The 19,744-nt window shown below is 62.1% G+C and carries 19 protein-coding genes; 7 read left to right on the forward strand and 12 right to left on the reverse strand.

Going from position 1 to position 19,744, the window contains the following annotated elements; genetic code table 11:
* The first annotated feature begins 52 nt into the window (after positions 1 to 52).
* Positions 53 to 928 (forward strand): dienelactone hydrolase family protein, encoded by an 876-nt coding sequence (locus M1E12_RS01635; RefSeq protein ID WP_479563516.1) that lies wholly within the window; start codon positions 53 to 55, stop codon positions 926 to 928.
* Positions 929 to 1,086: 158 nt separating this feature from the next.
* Positions 1,087 to 2,115 (forward strand): alcohol dehydrogenase AdhP, encoded by a 1,029-nt coding sequence (gene adhP / locus M1E12_RS01640; protein ID WP_479563517.1) that lies wholly within the window; start codon positions 1,087 to 1,089, stop codon positions 2,113 to 2,115.
* Positions 2,116 to 2,185: 70 nt separating this feature from the next.
* On the opposite strand, the gene M1E12_RS01645 is transcribed toward adhP, so the two are convergent.
* A complete protein-coding gene (locus M1E12_RS01645) occupies positions 2,186 to 2,638 on the reverse strand; it encodes a hypothetical protein (protein ID WP_479563518.1) in 453 nt (150 codons plus the stop codon).
* Between the two features lie 182 nt (positions 2,639 to 2,820).
* Here M1E12_RS01645 and M1E12_RS01650 point away from each other — a divergent pair, with 182 nt between their 5' ends.
* Positions 2,821 to 3,972, forward strand: coding sequence for a DUF3734 domain-containing protein (locus M1E12_RS01650; protein WP_479563519.1), 1,152 nt, complete (start codon positions 2,821 to 2,823; stop codon positions 3,970 to 3,972).
* Positions 3,973 to 4,110: 138 nt separating this feature from the next.
* Entirely contained in the window at positions 4,111 to 4,737 is a 627-nt protein-coding gene (locus M1E12_RS01655; protein ID WP_479563520.1) for a TetR/AcrR family transcriptional regulator, read from the forward strand.
* A 6-nt stretch (positions 4,738 to 4,743) separates the two neighbouring features.
* Here M1E12_RS01655 and M1E12_RS01660 read toward each other — a convergent pair whose 3' ends face one another.
* Positions 4,744 to 5,697, reverse strand: a complete 954-nt coding sequence (locus tag M1E12_RS01660) for a LysR substrate-binding domain-containing protein (protein ID WP_113462084.1) — start codon at positions 5,695 to 5,697, stop codon at positions 4,744 to 4,746.
* A gap of 193 nt (positions 5,698 to 5,890) precedes the next feature.
* Between M1E12_RS01660 and M1E12_RS01665 the strand changes: the two genes are divergently transcribed.
* Positions 5,891 to 6,202, forward strand: coding sequence for a YjiS-like domain-containing protein (locus M1E12_RS01665; protein WP_113462083.1), 312 nt, complete (start codon positions 5,891 to 5,893; stop codon positions 6,200 to 6,202).
* Positions 6,203 to 6,410: 208 nt separating this feature from the next.
* Positions 6,411 to 8,912: a methyl-accepting chemotaxis protein gene (locus M1E12_RS01670; RefSeq protein ID WP_479563521.1), complete on the forward strand. Its 2,502-nt coding sequence runs from the start codon at positions 6,411 to 6,413 to the stop codon at positions 8,910 to 8,912.
* A gap of 73 nt (positions 8,913 to 8,985) precedes the next feature.
* Here the strand turns inward: M1E12_RS01670 and M1E12_RS01675 are convergent, their stop codons facing one another.
* The 8 genes from M1E12_RS01675 to M1E12_RS01710 all read right to left on the reverse strand — a co-directional run bounded on the left by M1E12_RS01675 (position 8,986) and on the right by M1E12_RS01710 (position 17,682).
* Positions 8,986 to 9,894 (reverse strand): DUF937 domain-containing protein, encoded by a 909-nt coding sequence (locus tag M1E12_RS01675; protein ID WP_479563522.1) that lies wholly within the window; start codon positions 9,892 to 9,894, stop codon positions 8,986 to 8,988.
* A gap of 112 nt (positions 9,895 to 10,006) precedes the next feature.
* The gene (locus tag M1E12_RS01680; protein ID WP_479563523.1) at positions 10,007 to 11,380 is read right to left on the reverse strand and encodes a glutamate--cysteine ligase; all 1,374 of its coding nucleotides are present in this window, start codon (positions 11,378 to 11,380) and stop codon (positions 10,007 to 10,009) included.
* Between the two features lie 142 nt (positions 11,381 to 11,522).
* On the reverse strand, positions 11,523 to 12,260 hold the full coding sequence (locus tag M1E12_RS01685; RefSeq protein WP_479563524.1) for a 16S rRNA (uracil(1498)-N(3))-methyltransferase: 738 nt from the start codon (positions 12,258 to 12,260) through the stop codon (positions 11,523 to 11,525).
* A gap of 19 nt (positions 12,261 to 12,279) precedes the next feature.
* Complete coding sequence (locus M1E12_RS01690) at positions 12,280 to 13,785, reverse strand: inorganic phosphate transporter (protein ID WP_310240578.1); 1,506 nt, start codon at positions 13,783 to 13,785, stop codon at positions 12,280 to 12,282.
* 173 nt (positions 13,786 to 13,958) lie between these two features.
* On the reverse strand, positions 13,959 to 14,468 hold the full coding sequence (locus M1E12_RS01695; protein WP_479563525.1) for an NUDIX hydrolase: 510 nt from the start codon (positions 14,466 to 14,468) through the stop codon (positions 13,959 to 13,961).
* Positions 14,469 to 14,643: 175 nt separating this feature from the next.
* Positions 14,644 to 15,417 (reverse strand): HAD-IIB family hydrolase, encoded by a 774-nt coding sequence (locus tag M1E12_RS01700; protein WP_479563526.1) that lies wholly within the window; start codon positions 15,415 to 15,417, stop codon positions 14,644 to 14,646.
* Positions 15,399 to 16,736, reverse strand: a complete 1,338-nt coding sequence (locus M1E12_RS01705; RefSeq protein ID WP_479563527.1) for a glycosyltransferase family 4 protein — start codon at positions 16,734 to 16,736, stop codon at positions 15,399 to 15,401. Before M1E12_RS01705 ends, M1E12_RS01700 begins: the two co-directional genes overlap by 19 nt.
* 142 nt (positions 16,737 to 16,878) lie before the next feature.
* A complete protein-coding gene (locus M1E12_RS01710; protein ID WP_479563528.1) occupies positions 16,879 to 17,682 on the reverse strand; it encodes a FadR/GntR family transcriptional regulator in 804 nt (267 codons plus the stop codon).
* Positions 17,683 to 17,843: 161 nt separating this feature from the next.
* On the opposite strand from M1E12_RS01710, the gene M1E12_RS01715 reads away from it, so the two are divergent.
* Positions 17,844 to 19,115, forward strand: a complete 1,272-nt coding sequence (locus tag M1E12_RS01715) for a DUF3422 family protein (RefSeq protein ID WP_479563529.1) — start codon at positions 17,844 to 17,846, stop codon at positions 19,113 to 19,115.
* Here M1E12_RS01715 and M1E12_RS01720 read toward each other — a convergent pair whose 3' ends face one another.
* Positions 19,116 to 19,451: a type II toxin-antitoxin system HicB family antitoxin gene (locus M1E12_RS01720; protein WP_479563530.1), complete on the reverse strand. Its 336-nt coding sequence runs from the start codon at positions 19,449 to 19,451 to the stop codon at positions 19,116 to 19,118.
* Entirely contained in the window at positions 19,448 to 19,702 is a 255-nt protein-coding gene (locus M1E12_RS01725; RefSeq protein ID WP_113375983.1) for a type II toxin-antitoxin system HicA family toxin, read from the reverse strand. Before M1E12_RS01725 ends, M1E12_RS01720 begins: the two co-directional genes overlap by 4 nt.
* Between the last annotated feature and the right edge of the window lie 42 nt (positions 19,703 to 19,744).

Consider the following 19,744-nt stretch of genomic DNA (forward strand, 5'->3'; position numbering starts at 1 on the left):
GCTCGGCCCTATTTTGGCGTGGCATCCAATCCCATCCCCCGAGGAGAGTGTCATGTCGAAGCCCGAAATCACGCAGGCCATGATCGATGCCTATGACGAATACACCCATCTGACCCTCGACCGTCGCGGCTTCATGCAGAAGCTGACGACGCTCGCTGGCTCCGGTGCCGCGGCCGCCGCCATCATGCCCATGCTCACGGCCAACCAGGCGAATGCCGCCATGGTCGAAGAAGGCGACGCCCGCCTCGATGTCGCAGACATCACCTATCCCGGCGCGTCCGGCGAGATGAAGGGCTATCTCGCGATCCCCAAGGATGCGGCGGAGAAATTGCCCGCCGTCATCGTCATCCACGAAAACCGTGGCCTCAATCCGCATATCCGCGATGTTGCCCGCCGCATGGCGCTTGAGGGCTTCGTGGCGCTGGCGCCCGACTTCCTCTCCCCGAACGGCGGTACGCCCGCCAATGAGGACGAAGCGCGTGCCATGTTCCAGTCGCTCGACATGGCCAATGCGACGGCCAATGGCGAGGCGACCCGCGCTTTCCTCGCCGGTCATGAGAAGACCAATGGCAAGGTCGGCGCGATCGGCTTTTGCTGGGGCGGCGGCATGGTGAACCGCATGGCTGTGGCTTCGCCCGAGCTCGGCGCCGGTGTAGCCTACTATGGTTCGCAGGCGCCAGCCGACCAGGTGCCAGCCATCCAGGCACCGCTGATGCTGCACTACGCCGGTCTCGACGAGCGCATCAATGCCGGCATCGACGCCTACAAGGCCGCCCTCGACGCCAATGGCAAGACCTACGAGCTGCACATGTATGAGGGCGTCAACCACGCCTTCAACAATGACACCTCATCGGCGCGCTACGACAAGGCAGCCGCCGACCTTGCCTGGTCGCGGACCATCGAGTTCCTCAAGAAGAACCTGGCCTGATCGAGCTGCGGGGAGTGGGATCGCTCCCCGCATCCATGACATTTCGATGAAATCTCCCAGCCTTTGACACCGATCAAACCGCGGCACGCCTCCCGCGCATAGCTTTCCCTCAAGCCGCCGGCACACGCGCCGCGCGCAATGAAGCGAGGGAGATTGACATGGCATCGATGATGAAGGCTGCGGTGGTCCGCGAATTCGGCAAGCCGCTGGTGATCGAGGAAATGGCGATACCGGATCCCGGTCCCGGCCAAATCCTGGTGAAATACGAGGCGACAGGCGTCTGCCACACCGACCTGCATGCCGCCAATGGCGACTGGCCGGTCAAGCCCAATCCGCCCTTCATCCCTGGTCACGAAGGCGTGGGCTATGTCGCCAAGCTCGGTGCCGGCGTCACCCGCATCAAGGAAGGCGATCGCGTCGGCGTGCCGTGGCTGCACACGGCCTGCGGCTGCTGCTCGCCCTGCCGCACCGGCTGGGAAACGCTCTGCGGCAGCCAGCAGAACACCGGTTATTCGGTCAACGGCACCTTCGCGCAATACGGCCTCGCCGATCCCGATTTCGTCGGCCGTCTGCCGGACAATCTCGATTTCGGTCCGGCCGCTCCGGTGCTCTGCGCCGGCGTGACTGTCTACAAGGGGCTGAAGGAAGCGGAAGTGAAGCCGGGCGAATGGGTGGTCATCTCCGGCATCGGCGGCCTTGGCCACATGGCCGTGCAATATGCCAAGGCCATGGGCATGCATGTCGTCGCCGCCGACATTTTCGATGACAAGCTGAAGCTTGCCAAGGATCTCGGCGCCGATGTCGTGGTCAACGGCAAGGACAAGGATGCAATCGAGCAGGTGCAGAAGGCAACGGGTGGCGTGCACGGTGCGCTTGTCACGGCCGTCTCGCCCAAGGCCATGGAGCAGGCCTATGGCTTCCTGCGCTCCAAGGGCACCATGTCGCTGGTCGGGCTGCCGCCGGGCTTCATCTCGCTGCCGGTCTTCGAGACCGTCCTGAAGCGCATCACGGTGCGCGGCTCGATCGTCGGCACGCGCCAGGATCTGGAGGAAAGCCTGCAGTTCGCCGGCGAAGGCAAGGTCGCCTCGCATTTCAGCTGGGACAAGCTGGAAAACATCAACGACATCTTCCATCGCATGGAAGAAGGCAAGATCGACGGCCGCATCGTCCTCGATCTCGCAGCCTGAATTTGTTTGATCAACGGGGGCGGCACGCTTTTGCCGCCCTGCACCCGTCGCAGACGCCGGACGTCTGATCTTATTCGCCAGACTGGATCGTCATGATCCGCGGCGTTGCGGTCGAACAGGCATTGTCGTCACAGATGCCGGTGATCCAGACCTCGCCATTGCCGATCATCACGCCCTCCGAATTGACGAAGAGATCGCCATACTCCTGGTTCGCGACCGCTTCCAGAATGGCGTCGGTGAAGACATCGTCATACCCGTCGCGCAACTCCTCCTCGGACGCATAGGTCTCCTCATTACCGTCGATCCGGACGGTGATCGGATAATTGACCAGGCTCACCACGATATCCGGCTTGCCCTCTTCGAGAGCGACCTTGAAGGCATAGAAGAGCTCTTTGTAGTCGCCAGCCGGTCCGAGCAGCGTCTCGATCTGCTCGTCCACCGAAGCCTCATCGGCCCAGCTCGCGGGAGACCCGGCAAGGATGACAGAGAATGCGACAAGCAGCAGGCGAAGGAGACGGTTCATGAGGCTTCCTCGAGAGAGTGTTCTTCCCTTCCATAGTCCGGAAGCGCAGCGGCGCCTCGAATTTCTTTTGGGATGATCCTGAAGGAAACGCTGCAAAAGTGAACACTGAGTGAAGCCTGACACACTGGCAGGCTTCGCGAGACGGCCTATCTATTGCACTGCAGCAAAGAATGGACAGGCCCATGGCAGAGACTGGCACCGAGACAGGAACGAACGCAGCCACCGATCGCATCTTCGTCTTCCAGGGAGGCGGCGCGCTTGGAGCTTATCAGGCCGGTGCCTACGAAGCCCTGCATGAAAACGAGGTGGAGCCCGACTGGCTCGCCGGCATCTCCATCGGCGCCATCAATGCGGCCATCATTGCGGGCAGCCCGCGGGAGAAGCGGATCGCCAATCTTCGGGACTTCTGGAATACGGTCTCTTCAAGCCTGAACTTCGGCTGGACGGCGCAGGACAACACGCTCCGGCGCATCCAGAACGACGCTGCAGCCATGGCCGCCACCGCCTTCGGCATTCCGGGCTTCTTTTCGCCGCGCCTGGCGACGCCCCACCAGCTGCTGACCAATCCGGATCTGCGGGTGAGCGCCTATGACACCGAGCCCCTAATGCGCACGCTGGAACGGCTCGTTGACTTCGATCTCCTCAATGATTGCCAGACCAGGCTCAGCCTGGGGGCGGTCGACATCCGCTCCGGCAATTTCGCCTATTTCGACAATCGCAAGACCCGGCTCGACGCCCGCCATGTCGCCGCCTCCGGCGCTCTGCCGCCCGGTTTCCCGCCGATCGAGATCGACGGTCGCCATTACTGGGACGGAGGCCTCGTCTCCAACACGCCACTACAGCATGTGCTGAACGTCAACGACGCCTCGCGGGATCTGGAGATCTTCCAGGTCGACCTCTTCAATGCCCGTGGCGACATGCCGCGTGACCAGTTCGAGGTCGAAAGCCGCATCAAGGAAATCCGCTATTCCAGCCGCACGCGCATGAACACCGACGATTTCGCCCGCCGCCAGATCGTCCGCCGTGCCGCCAAGCGTCTGCTTGAAAAGCTGCCGCCCGAGTTCCGTGATGACGAGGATGCGCAGATCCTCCGCTCCATCGGCCATGAATATGACGTGACGATCGTCCACCTCATCCACCGCCGCGCATCCCACGCGACCCATGCCATGGACGCTGAGTTCTCCCGCAGTGCCATCCAGGAGCACTGGAAAGCCGGCTATGACGACGCGACCTACACGCTAAAACATCCGAAGTGGCGGCATCGCGGTCGGCCTAAGGACGGCATCCAGATCTTCGATCTGGCGCGGGAGCGTCATCTGCACGTGGACGGGTGACGCGTAGAAGCGACCTTTTTTGTGTGAAAACGCACAATTTTCCTCTCGCACGGCGCCGTTAACGCTTTTGCGAGGCCGCTGACCTATTCCGGTAACGAATATTAAGCAGCCATGAAGGCTGTCTCATCGGAGAATGCAATGAGCGATCAGGTGGTCGAGGGGCGGCTGGAGCTGCGCAAGAAGCCGCAACAGGAGAGAAGCATCCAGCGGCTGGAGGCGATCCTGGAGGCCGCGATCGAGCTTTTCTTAGAGAAAGGTGTTGCCGAAACGACCATGAGCGAGATCGCGCAGCGCGCGGGCATCTCGATTGGCTCCCTGTACCAGTTTTTCCCGCAGAAGGCGGCGGTCATCAAGGCGCTGCACGAGCGCTTCTCCGCACAGCTGGAAGGCTTCATCCGGCAGATATTTGCAGACGTCGAGACTTTGGACGAGGCGGCAGAGCGCGCGTCGGAAAGTCTCATCGAACTCTATGGCATGTTCCGCGCCCAGCGCATCTACATGACACTGTGGCAGGCAATCGTTGTCGACAAGGACCTCTCCCAGTTGTCGAACGATTTTCACGAACAGATCATCGCCAGCTTCTACCGCGATCTGGCTCATCTGGTGCCGCAAAGCGAGTTCGAGCGCTTTCGCGTCAATATCAAGCTGATGATCCTCGCCACCGGCGAGGTCATCCGCTTCACGACCCAGCAGCCGGATGAGGTCGCGGAAGCCCATCTGGCGCAGTGGCGCCGCGTCATTCGCGGCAGCATCTTTGCCTTCTGATCTGGCCTACCAGCCGGGGATCATGTTCCCGGCGCGCAGCCGCGGATAGTAACGCGAGATCGTCTTCGGCTCGCCATCCATGTCGTCCTCCACCTGCGCCGGCGTGATGTTGTCGAGGCAGGCGGTGATGTGGTCGGTAATCGCGTTGACGAGTGACGTCGAAAGCCCCGGGCGCTTCATCAGGCCGATCTGAACGGGTGGAAGGGGCGGGAAGCCGTCATTGGCCGTCAACACCTTCATGCCCGTCCGAAGTGCGGATTCCGGCAGGATCGAAACCGCCATGCCGGCGAGAACCGCTGCCGCGACGACGGTCGAGGACCAGCTCGTGAACAGGATCTGGTAATCGCGGCCGTCGGCATCGAGCGCCGAGCAGGCAAGCTGCCGCCACTGGCAGTCCCGGCGACCCACCGCGAGCGGCACCGGTGCGTCTTCCTTCAACGGATGGTTGGCGGAGCCCACCCAGCAAAGCGGCTCGGTGCGCACCACATCAGATTGCCGGAGCAGCGGATTGTGCGTCACCAGCGCGATGTCGAGTTCGCCTTTCGCCATCTTGTCGGCAAGGTCCATCGAGGGTTCGCAGACGATATAGAGTTCTACATTCGGATGGGTCTTGGCGAAGCGCCCGATGATCTCGGGCATGTAGCGGTCCGCATAATCATCCGGCGTACCGATCCTCAGCGTGCCCTCGAGCCTGTTGTCGTCGAAGGCGGCGATCGCCTCGGAATTCAGTCGGATGATCCGCCGGGCATAGTTGAGCAGCTTGTCACCATCAGCAGTCAGGCGGTTGCCCCGACCATCCTTGATGAACAGCTGTTTGCCGACACGTTCCTCCAGCCGGCGCATCTGCATGGAAACGGCGGACTGGGTCTTGAAGACGCGCCCTGCAGCCTTGGTAAAGCTGCCGGTGTCGACGATGGCGATGAAGGTCTGCAACTGATCGATATCGAGGGGAGCCGACATGGGAAGTCATCCATCAGAAGGGTTGATGACTACCATTAGAAACATTCGTTGGACTGATCAATATCCTTTCGGCATCTTCGCAATCGTAATCCTCACCGACCGGTCTCCGGCCATTCATCCACCTCGAACCTCGTCACCTGTCTGCGCCCGCAGACGGGTTCGTCTTCTCGTGCCTGCTGAAAGGAAGATGGCCATGCGCACGAACGATCGGATCTTCGATTTTGACCTCGACCTCGCCACCGAACGGCCCAACCGGACGCTTGCCGCGCGTCTTTATCAGCTGGCTGGATGGCTCGGATCCCTTCGTGTGGCGCTTCGCAATCGCCTCGCAGCGAACAGTCTCGCCGATCTCGACGAGCGCCTTCTGAACGACCTCGGTCTGAGCCGCGGAGACGTTCGGGACGTGTTGCGTCGACACGGCCTGACTGACGATCCTTCGCTGCAACTGGCCCGTCTCGCGCGCCGCCGCGCAGAGCGATCCATACGCGGTCAGAAGACAGACTGAGCCTCCTCCCATCCCCGCAGGGTGACAGCCAATAGCCCTGCCTCTTGCCCGGCCACAGCTCCTGTGGGCCGGGCTTTTTTCATAAACGCTAAAATAACGATCTCTATTGTGAAATATGAAGGGAAAAGCCTCGGGAAGTAACCTGTTGCTAACGAGCGTATGTCAGCGATGAACTCGCCTGACGTGCTACCTGCTTCGGAGACCCTTCATGCGCATATCGACAAAGCTGCCGCTGGCGGCCACGCTGTTCGCCCTCGTGATCCTGAGCGCCTCCGTGGCGATCGGCTTGGTCCAGCAGAGCCGGGTTCTCGACGAACAGGTCTACCAGAAACTGGAGGCAACCGCGGATGGTCGCCGCAACGAGACACGGCGCTTCCTCGAAGCCATCCGTCTCGATGCCCGTGGCACCGCCGCCGACATGATGACGCAACAGGCCCTGTTCGGCATCACCGGCGCCTGGCCCAAGCTGGGAGACGACCCGGCGACAGAATTGCACAAGCGCTATATCGACGAGAACCCGAATCCGATCGGCGAGAAGTACAATCTCGAAAGCGCCAAGAAGGACAGCTACGACCGCGCCCACCGCCAGGGCCATGTCACCTTCCTGAAACATCTGAAAGCACAGGGCTATTACGACATCTTCCTGATCGATGCCGATGGCAACGTCGTCTACACCGTCATGAAGGAGCGCGACTTCGGCACCAACCTGATCTCCGGCCCCTACAAGGATACGGGCCTCGCGCAGGTCTTCCGCAAGGTCATCGCAAGCGATGATCCCGATGCCTTCGCGAATTCCGACTTCGAGGCCTATGCGCCGTCCAATGGCGCTCCGGCAGCCTTTGTTGCCGTGCCGATCATCATGAACGAGCGCAAGCTCGGCGTGCTGGCTTACCAGCTGCCGAACGATCAGTTGAACACCATCTTCACCAACACGCGCGGCCTCGGCGAGACGGGCGAAACGCTGCTGGTCGACAAGGCCGGTATGCTGGTCTCCGACAGCGTGCGCAGGCCGGATTTCGACAGCCTGAAAGTCGCCATCAACGCGCCGCTGCTCGCGGACACCTTGAGCGGCCAGGACGTTAACGGCAATATCGAGGGCTACCGCGGTATCACCAGCTATGCGGCCGCCGTGCCGCTCGATTTCGGCGATGTCCGCTGGTCGGTTGTCGCCCTGATCGGCGAAGAAGAGGTCATGGCGCAGCTGGTCTCCGCCGGTCTCAAGTCGGCCGGCATCGGTGCCTTCCTGGTTCTGATCGGCTCGCTGGTCGGCTTCGTCTTCTCGCGCAGCTTCACCCGCCCGATCTCGGAACTCGTCAGCTCCATGGGCCAGCTTGCCGATGGCAATACCGACATCGACCTCAAGGGTGTCGATCGCTCCGACGAAATTGGTGACATGGTCCGTTCTGTGGCGGTCTTCCGTCAGGCCGAAATCGACAAGCGTGAACTGGAGGCGGAAAACGAGAGCCGCCGCTCCGCCACCGAAAGCGAGCGCCACCAGCGCGAAGCCGAGCGTGCCGCCGCCCAGGCCGAATTGACCGAGGCCATCGAAGTCCTCGGCACCGGTCTTCAGCGCCTCGCCAATGGTGACCTGACCGGCACCATCCGCAAGCCGCTCGCCGGCAATCTCGATCGTCTGCGTCTCGACTTCAACGCCTCGCTCGAGCGCCTCTCCGGCACGGTGTCCGCCGTCCATGGCAATGTTGCCGAGATCAACCGCAAGAGCGGCACGGTCAGCTCCGCCACCGCCGACCTCAGCCATCGCACCGAACAGCAGGCGGCAGCCCTGGTTGAAACCTCGACGGCGATCCGCCAGATCATGGAGGCGATCCGCCATTCCTCGGAGCGCGCCGAGAACGCCTCGCGTCTCGCCCGTGAAGCCCGCGCCAATTCCGATCGATCCGGCGAAATCGTCGGTGGCGCCATCGACGCCATGCAGAGGATCGAGAACGCGTCCAGCGAGATCTCCAAGATTATCAATGTCATCGACGAGATCGCCTTCCAGACGAACCTCCTGGCGCTCAATGCCGGCGTCGAAGCCGCCCGCGCGGGTGAAGCCGGCAAGGGTTTTGCCGTCGTGGCCCAGGAAGTCCGCGAGCTTGCCCAGCGGTCCGCAACGGCCGCCAAGGACATCAAGGCCCTGATCACCAAGTCTGGCGAAGAAGTCTCGAGCGGTGTCGGTCTGGTCCGCGAAACAGGGACGGTGCTCTCGTCGATCGCCGGCCAGGTCGTGCAGATCGGCGACCACATCCACTCGATCGCCTCGACGTCAAAGCAGCAGTCTGCGAGCCTGAACGAGATCAACGACGCCGTCGCGCGCATGGAAAACGTCACCCAGCAGAACGCGCGTGCGGCCGAACAAACCAATGCCGAGATGTCGGGCCTGACCCGCGATGCGGAAATGCTCTCCAGTCTCGTCGGCCAGTTCACGCTGGAAGCCAATGCTTCCACGGTCCAGAACCGATTCGCCGATCAGCGTGACACGGGCGTCAATCGCCCGGTCCAGCCCGCAGCACCATCGCAGCCCGCACCATCAGCGGCCAAGCCGGCCTCGCGCTCCTTCCTCAAGCCGAAGGTGGCTCCGGCGGAAGCCGGAAATCGTGCGGTCGCCTCTCCCGCCCGGTCGCTGATGGACAAGATCTCCATCGGCCTCGGCGCCAAGCTGACCCAGGCCAAGGACAACAAGTCTGACGGCGAGTGGGAAGAGTTCTGAGGCCACACCACTTCTCAAGTGAAAACGGCGCGGGAGACCGCGCCGTTTTTCATTTCAGGAAAGGAAGCAAAGATCAGGACTTCTTCGGCTCGGGCGCCGGCTCGTCAGCTGCGGACGCATCATTGCGCGAGGCAGAGAGATAGGTCTCGAAGATCTGCTCCATGCTCTTCTGATAGCTCTTCTGCACTTCCAGTCCGCTGTCGAACATCGTGTTCATCATCGCGGAGAAGCTCTCCTGCGCTTCCTTCTCCGGCGTCTTCTCGGGCTCCGGTGCTGGCTTCGGCGCTTCGGCCGGCTTGCCCGTCATCTGCGCCGTATAGGCCGCAGCCATGTCCTGGAACGCCTTGGTGAAGGGATTGTCGAGGAAAGGATTGGCCGGCGCCTGGGGTTCGGGCTTCTTCTGCGTCGCGCCCATCATTTCCTGGAAGGCGCGGGTGAAGGGGTTGTCGAACATGGTGGCCGCCTGCGGCTGCGGCTTGGGTTGCAGACCGGTGCTCTCCAGCCATTGCTGCATCATTGCTGCCATCGGCGTGCCGGCAAAGGCGTTGGCGCCGGAAAACTGTCCGGTGCTCTGCTTGAAGAGGCCGCCCATCAGCGTGTCGGCCATGACGGGCATCATCTGCTTCAGGATGTCCTGTCCGATGCCGGTCAGTTGCGCGGCCTGTGCAGCAATCGCGCGCGAGACTTCCTTGGAGCCGAAGAGCTGCTGCAGCACCTGATTGCCGTCGGCAATCCCCTGTGGCGTGAAAGCCGAGCTCATATCCTCGAAATATTTGGCATAATTGCCCGATGCCATCGCCTGAAACAGGGCCGAGAAATCGTAAGGGTTGGTGGTGTTGCGCTTGAAGCCCGAGGCAAAGGCCGGCATCAGCGCCGCGACTGCCTTGGCCGCCTGTTCCTGTGCCAGGCCGTATTGCTTGGCCATGGCGTCCATCGCCATGCCGTTTTGCGCCTGCAGCATCATGTCGAACAGTGGCAGCATGGCATTTCTCCCCGGATGCGTGCAGATGATTCCGCACTATATCCGGAAAGGTCCCTCAGCAAACCGCTTTTTGCCACCGTGCTTAAATGCATGCGGTGGCAAGAGCGAAGGCTCAGTACTGGTAGTCCACGAAAACCGGATCTACCGAACCGTTCCAGCGGCCGTGATAGAGCGCCAGCATATCGTCCGCGAGCGTCGTCCGCTTGGCGAGAACCTCGTCCAGCGTGTTGAGGAAGACGCTCTCGTCCTGGCCTTCGGAATTGAGCTGCGCCCGGGCCTTGAGGCCAGTGCGGGAGATCTCGACGACCTCGCGCGCAACCTCCATCAGCGGCCGTCCGGCGACCGAGGCTTTCAGCCCCTGCGCCGGAACGGCGTCGCGCATGGCCACCACATCCTCGACCGTCCAGCCGGCGGTCATTTCGTCCGCGGCTGCCAGGGCCGCATCGTCGTAGAGCAGACCGACCCAAAGCGCCGGCAGCGCACAGATGCGCCGCCAGGGGCCACCGTCGGCGCCGCGCATTTCGAGGAAGCGCTTCAGGCGAACGTCCGGGAAAAGGGTGGACAGGTGATTGGTCCAGTCGCCGAGTTGCGGTTCCCAGTCGGCGATCTCGCCCTTGAGTGCGCCATTCATGAACTGGCGGAAGGTGATGTGCGTGCAGTCGTGATACTTTCCGTCGCGGACCACGAAGTACATCGGCGCATCGATCGCCCAGTTCACGTAGTCGCCGAAGGAGAAGTCCTTGGAGAAGGTGAAGGGGAGCACGCCGGCGCGCCGGTTGTCGGTGTCGCGCCAGATGTCGCCGCGCCAGGACAGAAGCCCGTTGGGCTTGCCTTCGGTGAAGGGCGAGGAGGCAAAGAGCGCCGTCGCCAGCGACTGCAGCTTCATCGACACCCGCATCTTCTGGCGCATGTCGGCTTCCGAGGAGAAGTCGAGGTTAACCTGGATCGTACAGGTCCGGTACATCATGTCGAGACCCTGGCTGCCGACCTTCGGCATGTAGCGGGTCATGATCTCGTAGCGGGATTTCGGCATGCGCGGCGTCTCGGCCAGCGACCATTTCGGGCTGCCGCCGATGCCGAGGAAACGGATGCCCATGGGTTCTGCGACATCACGCAGCACGGCGAGGTGCTGGTTGGATTCCTTGCAGGTCTGGTGCAGCGTCTCGAGCGGCGCACCCGAAAGCTCGAACTGGCCGCCGGGCTCGATCGAGATCGCGCCCATGCCGTGCTGTTCGCCAAGCCCGATGATATTCTCGCCGTCCATGATCGGCTCCCAGCCGAGCTTGGCCTGCATGCCGGTCAACAGGGCCGAGATGCTGGCTTCGCCGAAATAGGGAACGGGGCTGTTGTCGGCGCGGAAGAAGGCGAACTTCTCGTGCTCGGTGCCGATCCGGAACTTCTCCTTCGGCTTGGCCCCGGCTGCCATGTAGGCCGCCATGTCGTCGAGTGTGCCGAGAGGGGTCTGGTCGGTCGTATCACGGGCCATGAAAGCTACCTTGCTGGGCGTCGCAGGTGGGCACGAGCAGGCCCATCACTGTGGCTGATTGAACCGGATTTATGTGCCGTGCAAGTGAAATTCTCTCAAGCACGACTCAAAAAACTGGAACGAGGTGAAGCGGAAATGGAGGCTAGCGCCAGTCGCCGATGGCGGCCTGCACCACGGCCATGGCGGCCACGGCGGCGGTATCGGCACGCAGGATGCGCGGACCGAGCGGAATGGCCGTCACGAAGGGCAGGGAGCGCAAGAGGGTGCGCTCGTCTTCCGAAAAGCCACCCTCCGGCCCGACCAGCAACGCGAAGGACTTTTCCTCGATCTTCGAGAGAGCGGGCAGGGGATTTTGCGTGGCGCTGTCTTCATCGCAATAGATGATCCGGCGATCGACCGGCCAGCGGTCGAGCAGGTCCCTGAGCTTCAGCGGTTCCCGGACCTGCGGGATCGCCAGGATGCCACATTGCTCGGCGGCTTCGACGGTATTGGCCTGCAGGCGATCGATGCTGCCGATCTTGCCCTGCACATGCTGCGTCATCACCGGCTGCAGGATGCCGGCGCCCATCTCAACCGCCTTCTGAACGAGATAATCCATGCGCCCGACCTTGAGCGGCGCGAAGAGAAACTGCAGATCGCAATCTTCGGGCTGCGGGCGTGTTTCTTCGATCGGCGTGATCAGGATCTTCTTGCGCGTCGGAAAATGCACGGCCGCTTTCCACTCGCCATGCCGTCCGTTGAACACCAGAAGTTCCGCCCCTTCTTCGAAGCGCAACACGTTGGCGAGGTAGTTGAACTGTTCCGCCGTCGCCTCGAAGGCCTGGTTCAAGCTGAGGTCGGCGGTCACATAGAGCCGCTGCATCCGGTAATTGGCACGCATGATGGTCTCGTCTCCGGGATCAAAGAGCGAGCTGAGACATAACCCAATACAGGAAGGCTGCAAGTGCGGCGGAGGCCGGAACCGTGATGATCCACGCAGCAACGATCGTCATGAAATGCGAACGGCGCACCAGATAGCGGCGGCGGATCTCTTCCGGATTGCGCTCCGGCTTCGGCTCGATCACGAAGCGCTCCGCCTTGTTGCGCATGTATTCCATGCGCCGCTTGGAGTTGCGGGTATACCACTCGCGGAAGAAGCCGACACCGAAGACGGCACCAACGGCAATGTGGGTGGAGCTGACGGGCAGGCCGAGCGCCGAGGCGACGATCACCGTGATCGCTGCCGACAGCGAAACGCAGAAGGCGCGCATCGGGTTGAGCTTGGTGATCTGCTCGCCGACGAGGCGGATGAGGCGCGGCCCGAAGAGCAGAAGCCCGAGCGAAATGCCGGCGGCACCGATCACCATGACCCAGAGCGGCACCGTGACCTGTCCGGAAATCTCGTGGTCCTGCGCTGCATGCACGATGGCCGAGAGCGGTCCGATCGCATTGGCCACATCATTGGCGCCATGGGCGAAGGAGAGCAGGGCAGCCGCGAAGATCAGCGGCAGCTGGAAGAGCTTGCGGAGCGACTGGTTGCGGTTCTCGAGCCCGCGCGACTGCCGCCGGATCAGGGGAACGCTCAGCCACCACGAGAGAACACCGAAGCCGAGACCGATCAGGCAGGCCTGCACGAGGCTGACGGCGATCAGCTTGTTGAGGCCTTTCAGTGCGAGATAGGCGATGAAGGATCCCGTCATGATGCCGATCAGCACCGGCACCCAGCGCTGGGCAGCCTCGATCTTTTCCTCGCGGTAGATGATGAATTCCTTGATGAAGGCGAGGAACAGGGCAGCGATGATGCCGCCGAGCACGGGTGAAATTACCCAGCTCGCGGCAATGCCGCCCATGACGCCCCAATCGACCGCCGACATCCCGGCTGCCGCCACGCCTGCGCCGAGGACGCCGCCGACCACCGCATGGGTCGTCGAAACCGGCGCGCCGATCCAGGTCGCCAGATTGACCCACAGCGCCGACGATAGCAGGGACGCCATCATTGCCCAGATGAAGACATCCGCATTCGGCATCTTGGACGGATCAACGATGCCGCGCGAAATGGTCGAGACCACATCGCCGCCGGCGATCATCGCGCCCGCCGTCTCGAAGACGACGGCAATCGCCAGTGCCACGCCCATGGTCATGGCCCGAGAGCCGACGGCCGGCCCGACATTGTTGGTGACGTCATTGGCGCCGATATTCATCGCCATGTAGGCGCCGATCGCTGCTGCGGCAACGATGACCATAGCACCGGGGCGGTCCATGACGACCGCGGCAGCCACCACCGCCACGACGACGAGGAAGATCAGCCCGATCCCGAGTGGCGCGAATCCGCGCGACACGTGGTGCGCCGCTTCCTCCACATGAGCGATCTTGTCGAGATCCTTGTCCAGTGTTGGCTTGACGAGTTTCGGCTTGGTCTTGCCCATGCGAGATGTCTCCGGACGAGGCTACCTGTCCGGTTCCTCATTCTCTTTCTAGCGGCGGATGATGAAACCTGATCCGCGATCTATTGGCCTGTGCGGAAAATCCCATCTGATGGCAGAAGCCCCTAGCGATAAAGGGCCGCTGCCGCAATATGACAGTTTTGTGACAGTTGATTTCAGGCCGTTTGTGCAGCTTTTTTTGCCACGGGGACTGCCGATTGTGACATTTTGGCAAAGTCACCGAACAGCATCTTCAGTTCCGGTTCGTCCACGCGGGAGGCGGCCTCGTCACAGGAAACCCATTCCAGGCGACGGACGCCCTTTTCCGGAAACTCCTTCACGGCGCCTTTGACTTCCAGGGCATGGACCTGCACCCGGGTCGGCACTTTGTGGCCGCCGCGCATCTTCTTCATATAGGTGTAGAAGCCGATCGGCTCGACTGTTGCCTTGCCCTTGATGCCGGCCTCCTCGAAGGCTTCACGTTCGGCAATGGCATATGGCTGCTTGCCGGGCATGTGCCAGCCCTTCGGAATGACCCATCGGCCGGTGTCACGGCTTGTGATCAGCAGCACCTCCAACTCACCCGTCTTCTTCTTGCGGCGATGGCAGATCGCAGCAAATTGCTGCCGCGGCGGACGCTGCAGCATGAGCTTGATGTCGGATGTGATGCGGCCGATGATTCCCAAGGAATTGTCACCTCGATTCGTTGTTTAAGGATACGCCTGTCAGCCGCAGCTTTGCGGCCAATGTTGCGGGAAGCTCAAGTTTTTCACGCAATAGTTAGCGCTGCTTATCAGGTGTGAGCGCCAGGCGTTCAATTCAATGCGACATTCGGTGCCCGAAAGTCGCATTTTCCGACATTCAAGTCGGTTCCGGCGTCGCAAACACGCCGAATTGGGTCAGCCCTTCGATCACGCCACGAGCAGCTTTGCCGACGGTCGTGATCATGCCGTCTCTGGCCTGTGCGAGGCTGACGAGCTCCGGGAGAGCATTGCCGGGCAGGATCCCGCGGACACCCTCCAGTTCGAACATGCCGCGGTCATTGCCCGTGTCGCCGGCAACCACCACCTCGTCCATCGAGATTTCAAGCTCCCGGCAAAGCCAGATCAGGGCCTGCCCCTTGTCGGCAATCTCCGGCAGCACGTCGAGATCGCGCGCGCTCGAATAAACGATCCGCGCTCGGTGGCCCGAACTGGCGAGCATCTGTTCCAGTTCCAGAATTTCTTCGGCACTGGCATCGTGCAGATACCAGCTGGACTTGTAGTCGTGCTGATACTGCGCCGGCTGCCGCGTCAGCCGCTCCATCATCACAAGCTCGGCCTCGATCAGGTCAACGTCGTAACCATCGGCAATGACGGCCGTATAGGCCTCGGCGAGATGCGGATGGTTTTCGGAATGCACCATGGTGCCGACCCCGCCGATCAGGAAATCTGCCTTCGGCAGACCTTCCTCCGCCGTAAACTCGAGGATGTCCTCGATCAGCCGCCCGCTGTTATAGACGAGGAGCGGGCGCTCGTTGTCCGGCAGCGCCTGCCAAAGTCGCGCGAACTCGATGGACGCGTCGCGGTCTCCCGCGAGCGTGCCATCGAGATCCGATGAGAATAAACGGACCGGTATCAATCCCCGTCGTTCCATGGTTCGCCCCAGTCGCTTTCTTCAAGAGCTTGCGCCACCGGGCGGCCTTCCACAAGGGCGACGAGCTGCTGCGCGATGCCGGTCCAGGTGAAGAGGCTGCGGGCCTTGTGCGCACCCATGCGCGACAGCCGACCGTAAAGCCGCGGATGCTTCAGCGGCTTCATCATGGTGATGCCGAGGTCATACTTGTCGAAGGTATCGGCAAAGAGCGCATGGCGGCCGTAGCTGATGGCACGGAAGAGACCGCCGTGGATGGTGACGATCGTCGGCGTCCCGCTCGCCATCGCCTCGATCGCGGTCATGCCGAACGGCTCGTACCGGCTGGACAAGACGAAGAGGTCGGCTGCACGATACATGTCCGGCAGATCCTCGTCGGCAATGAAGCCCGAGAAATCGACCTTGTCTGCGATCCCGAGATCCACGACCTGCTGCTTGAGCTGGGCGAGGATGGTTTCTTCCTGCGGATCCATGTTTTCGCCGCCGACCGCAAGCCTCAGCCGGGCCTCAGGCACACGTTCGACAAGAACCGAGAAAGCATCGATCAGGAGATCGTAGCCCTTGTTCGTTGCCAGCCGGCCGAGCGCGAGAATGGTCGTGCCTTCGAAGCCGAGGCGCTGCCGCACCATTTTCCGCGAGGCTTCAGAGACAGGGTAGAAGCGGTTGTCGTCATAACCCGGCGGGATCATGTGCACGCGGTTGCGCGCCAGTCCGTAGTCCTCGGTCAGCATGTCGAGCTGGATCGGCGTGGTGGCAATCACCAGCTGGCAGCTGCGATAGACGATCAGCTCGTGCTGGATGCGTTCCTTGAAGTTGAACTCCTGCTCGAACTTGTCGGCCTGCTCCGGATAGTCCGTCTCCATCTGCCGCTTCTTCCACAGGCCGAGCGAATGCGGCGTATGGATGTGCGGGACGCGCTGAGCCTCCGAGAGCCGCTGCCCGGCAACCCCGGCATCCCAGTAGTGGCTGTTGATGAAGAGGTAGGTGAGCCCTTCGCGCTTGATCCAGCGCAGCGCTTTTTCATTCCACTCGTTGAGATGCCGGTGCAGATATTCCTTCGGGATGAAATCCGGGCCGCCGCAGGGAATGCGCACGACCCGCACATGTTCATCGACCTCATCGATCTCAGGCTGATCCTCGAAGCGGCGGGTAAAGATATCGACCTTGTGGCCGAGTTGGGCGAGTTTCTTCGCCAGTTCAAGCACATAAACAACTTGGCCGCCGGTGTCGGCGGCCCCGAGAGGCGGCTGTGCAGCCACGTAGCCATGCGTGGAAACGAGCGCAATGCGCGGCGTCTCATGCGGATCCGTTGGTAAAGCCATAATCCCCACTCTTGAAAATTCGTTCTTAAGAAGCGGGAAAAATAACACATGAAACGGCAAAAGGTTTCAAACTCAGAACGAAATTTCTGCGCAATTGCAGTTTTGTCGCATTTGAAACCGTCTGTGGACGGCGTGCCGGTCGTTACCGGCTGCGGCCGCCGCGTCCGCCATCGCGCCGGATCAGCCGCAGCTTGGCAATACGGCCCCACTCGTTCGCACGGGCGCTTTCGTCGGCCGCGCGCATGACAAAGTCGATATGCGCTTGGGCTGCGGCCTTCGCGCTCGCAGGATCACCCGCCAGAATGGCGTCATGGATCGCCACATGCTGCTCCAGCAGTTGCTCCCGGGCATTCGGCAGCGAGAAGACGGCCTTGCGGTTGAAGAAGATGCCTTCCGACAGGAGCCGGTAGCAGGCCCGCATGGTATGCAGCAGGATGATGTTGTGGGCCGCCTCGCCCACGGCATTGTGGAAGTCCACATCGGCGGAGAGTTCAACCTCGGGCTGGCTCTCGTCATGGGCGCGCCGCATGTCCGCGATGATGCGCGAAAGCAGCGCCTTGTCGGTCGCCGTCGCCCGCTGTGCCGCAAGCTCTGCTGTCAGCCCTTCGAGTTCGCGCCTGTATTCGAGATAGTCCCGGGTGGCGCGGGCATGTCGCGAAATCAGATCGGTGATCGGCTGGGAAAAGACCTGGCCGATGATGTCGGCCACGAAGGTCCCGCCGCCATGATGACTGACCAGAAGACCCCGGTTCTCCAGTTCCTTCAGCGCATCGCGCAGGATCGGGCGGGAGACTTCCAGCGATTGGGCAAGCTCCCGTTCCCCGGGCAGGCGGTCGCCGTCACGCAGCACGCCGTCGAGGATCAGCAGCTCGATCTGCTGCACCACCTCGTCGGCGGTCCGGCTGTGGCTCACGCCAGAAAACAAGGTTTCGTCGCTCTCGTCCATCGCGGCCTCCACTCCGCTCACTTAGCAAGCGAAGCGAAGACTGGTCAAATAATCTGCCCACTTCGAAAAGGAGCAGTATCCTCATCCGCTGTGACAAATGCGTCTTTGCGGTTCGCAGTACTCGCTGCTAGCTTTGGATCAGGGCAAGGGAGACGGTCGGCGTGGCAAAGGGTGATTTTGCATTTCCAATGGCGCCGGAGCGGGCGCTGGCACTCGGCGAGATACACGCCCGGCCTTATGCGCTGGTGAAGTCCGGCCGTGTGATCTTCCAGCTCGCCTTCATGATGGACGGCGGCTCGGCGGTCCACCATGCCGCAATCTCCGAACTGTCGCGGGCAAGGGGTGTCGCGCCGCCTGAGAAGAACGGACGTTACCACGCACTACCCTGGGGGCAGGGGACGCTGCGCTGGGAGCGCCACACCGAATTCTCCACCTGGTTCTGGGACGGACCGCTGCCGGAGAAGTTCGGCGGCGAAGTGCCCGTGCATCCGTTCGGCGATGGCTTCACCGCACCCGGGCCACTGATTTCAGGCATCCGCCTCGAGCTGCGCCCCGAAGGCCCCGAAACGGCCGAGGCGCGCGCCGTCTTCGATCCCGCGAGCCTCTGCTACAGCGAGCTGAAAAACGGCCAGGCGGCCGTACTCACAGACTTCCGCCAGGATGGCCACGGCCTCACCCACATCCTCGTTGTCGACCGCGGCATGACGGAAGCGGGACGTGGCGCCGTCGTCCAACGCCTGCTCGACATCGAGACCTATCGCACGATGGCCATGCTCGGCCTGCCGCTCGCCCAGACGCTGTCGCCCGAGATGCGCCGCATCGAAGACGGTCTGACGGCCGTCACGCAGCGGATGAAAGCCCATGCCCGCGACGAGTCCGACGAAATGCTCTCGGAACTGACACGCCTTGCAGCCGAGCTTGAAGCCAATGCGGCCTTGAGCCTCTACCGTTTCGGCGCCAGCCGTGCCTATGACGGCATCGTGCGCGAGCGCATCAAGACGCTCGATGAAACACCGGTCCCGGGCCACGAAACCCTGGGCGCCTTCCTCGAGCGGCGTCTGGCGCCGGCCATGCGCACCTGCCAGTCGATCGAGGAACGCCAGGCGAACCTCTCGCGAAAACTCTCGCGCGCCACAGCCCTTGTCCGCTCCTGGATCGATGTCGAGCTGGAACGGCAGAACTCCGATCTGCTGACCGCCATGAACAGCCGCGCCGAAATGCAGCTACGCCTGCAGCAGACAGTCGAAGGCCTCTCGGTCGCGGCCATCTCCTACTATGTCGTCGGCCTCGTCGGTTATGCCGTAAAGGCCGTGCCCCACGATGTCCTGCCCTTCGACCCCTCCATCATCACCGGCCTCTCGGTGCCGCTCGCCGTGCTCGGCGTTTGGTGGGTAGTAAGGAGGATCCGTAGGAGCCACGAGCGGGACGGCTGATCAGCGCTCCGCGGCCTCGGCAATGACGTCGGCGATCCACTCGTTTAGGCTCTTGTCTTCGGCGCGCGCCGCGATGACGGCCGCTTCGTGCAGCTTCGGATCGAGCCGCAGGTTGAATTTGCCGGAGAACTGCCGGTAGGGCTCGACGCCTTTCTCAGCACACATCTCCAGAAAGACGAATAGCGAAGTCGCACCCTCCTTGCGCAGTGTCTCGATGCTTTCGCCATAGAAATCTGCGCCACCATTCAGCCCCAGAAACTCTCCGCGCAGAAGACCGAGTTCCGGATCGAGCGATACAACCGCCTTGTGACCTTCGATGTCGATGACATTGTTCATGGCGTCACTCCATTTTCTTCCAGCCATTTGCGGATGCTGGCCACCGCGCCCTTGTCGGTCTCCGGTGTCGGATGCGGCCGATGAAAAACCCTGACCTGACCGAAGAGGAACACGCCAACGCGTGAACCCTCGCGCTCGCTGATCTCCGCGCCGAGAGCCGCAAACAGCGCTTCTATGTCCGGCCAGCGGATCGTGCCGCTGACCGGCCGGGCGAAGATCTGCTCCAGCGTCGCTCGATGCTTCTTTTTCATCGAGCAATGATACCACGAACCGGTACTACATCAAGTCCGCCT

The sequence above is a fragment of the Rhizobium sp. K33 genome (assembly GCF_056501445.1).

Bases quoted from the DNA above. Each gene is read 5' to 3' on its own strand.
- M1E12_RS01725 (WP_113375983.1), bottom strand. From the start codon at position 19,702: ATGAAAAAGAAGCATCGAGCGACGCTGGAGCAGATCTTCGCCCGGCCG.
- M1E12_RS01660 (WP_113462084.1), bottom strand. From the start codon at position 5,697: ATGTCGGCTCCCCTCGATATCGATCAGTTGCAGACCTTCATCGCCATC.
- M1E12_RS01705 (WP_479563527.1), bottom strand. From the start codon at position 16,736: ATGGCTTTACCAACGGATCCGCATGAGACGCCGCGCATTGCGCTCGTT.
- M1E12_RS01720 (WP_479563530.1), bottom strand. From the start codon at position 19,451: ATGAACAATGTCATCGACATCGAAGGTCACAAGGCGGTTGTATCGCTC.
- M1E12_RS01665 (WP_113462083.1), top strand. From the start codon at position 5,891: ATGCGCACGAACGATCGGATCTTCGATTTTGACCTCGACCTCGCCACC.
- M1E12_RS01680 (WP_479563523.1), bottom strand. From the start codon at position 11,380: ATGGCCCGTGATACGACCGACCAGACCCCTCTCGGCACACTCGACGAC.
- M1E12_RS01650 (WP_479563519.1), top strand. From the start codon at position 2,821: ATGGCAGAGACTGGCACCGAGACAGGAACGAACGCAGCCACCGATCGC.
- M1E12_RS01675 (WP_479563522.1), bottom strand. From the start codon at position 9,894: ATGCTGCCACTGTTCGACATGATGCTGCAGGCGCAAAACGGCATGGCG.
- adhP (WP_479563517.1), top strand. From the start codon at position 1,087: ATGGCATCGATGATGAAGGCTGCGGTGGTCCGCGAATTCGGCAAGCCG.
- M1E12_RS01635 (WP_479563516.1), top strand. From the start codon at position 53: ATGTCGAAGCCCGAAATCACGCAGGCCATGATCGATGCCTATGACGAA.
- M1E12_RS01690 (WP_310240578.1), bottom strand. From the start codon at position 13,785: ATGGGCAAGACCAAGCCGAAACTCGTCAAGCCAACACTGGACAAGGAT.
- M1E12_RS01670 (WP_479563521.1), top strand. From the start codon at position 6,411: ATGCGCATATCGACAAAGCTGCCGCTGGCGGCCACGCTGTTCGCCCTC.
- M1E12_RS01710 (WP_479563528.1), bottom strand. From the start codon at position 17,682: ATGGACGAGAGCGACGAAACCTTGTTTTCTGGCGTGAGCCACAGCCGG.
- M1E12_RS01655 (WP_479563520.1), top strand. From the start codon at position 4,111: ATGAGCGATCAGGTGGTCGAGGGGCGGCTGGAGCTGCGCAAGAAGCCG.
- M1E12_RS01700 (WP_479563526.1), bottom strand. From the start codon at position 15,417: ATGGAACGACGGGGATTGATACCGGTCCGTTTATTCTCATCGGATCTC.
- M1E12_RS01645 (WP_479563518.1), bottom strand. From the start codon at position 2,638: ATGAACCGTCTCCTTCGCCTGCTGCTTGTCGCATTCTCTGTCATCCTT.
- M1E12_RS01685 (WP_479563524.1), bottom strand. From the start codon at position 12,260: ATGCGTGCCAATTACCGGATGCAGCGGCTCTATGTGACCGCCGACCTC.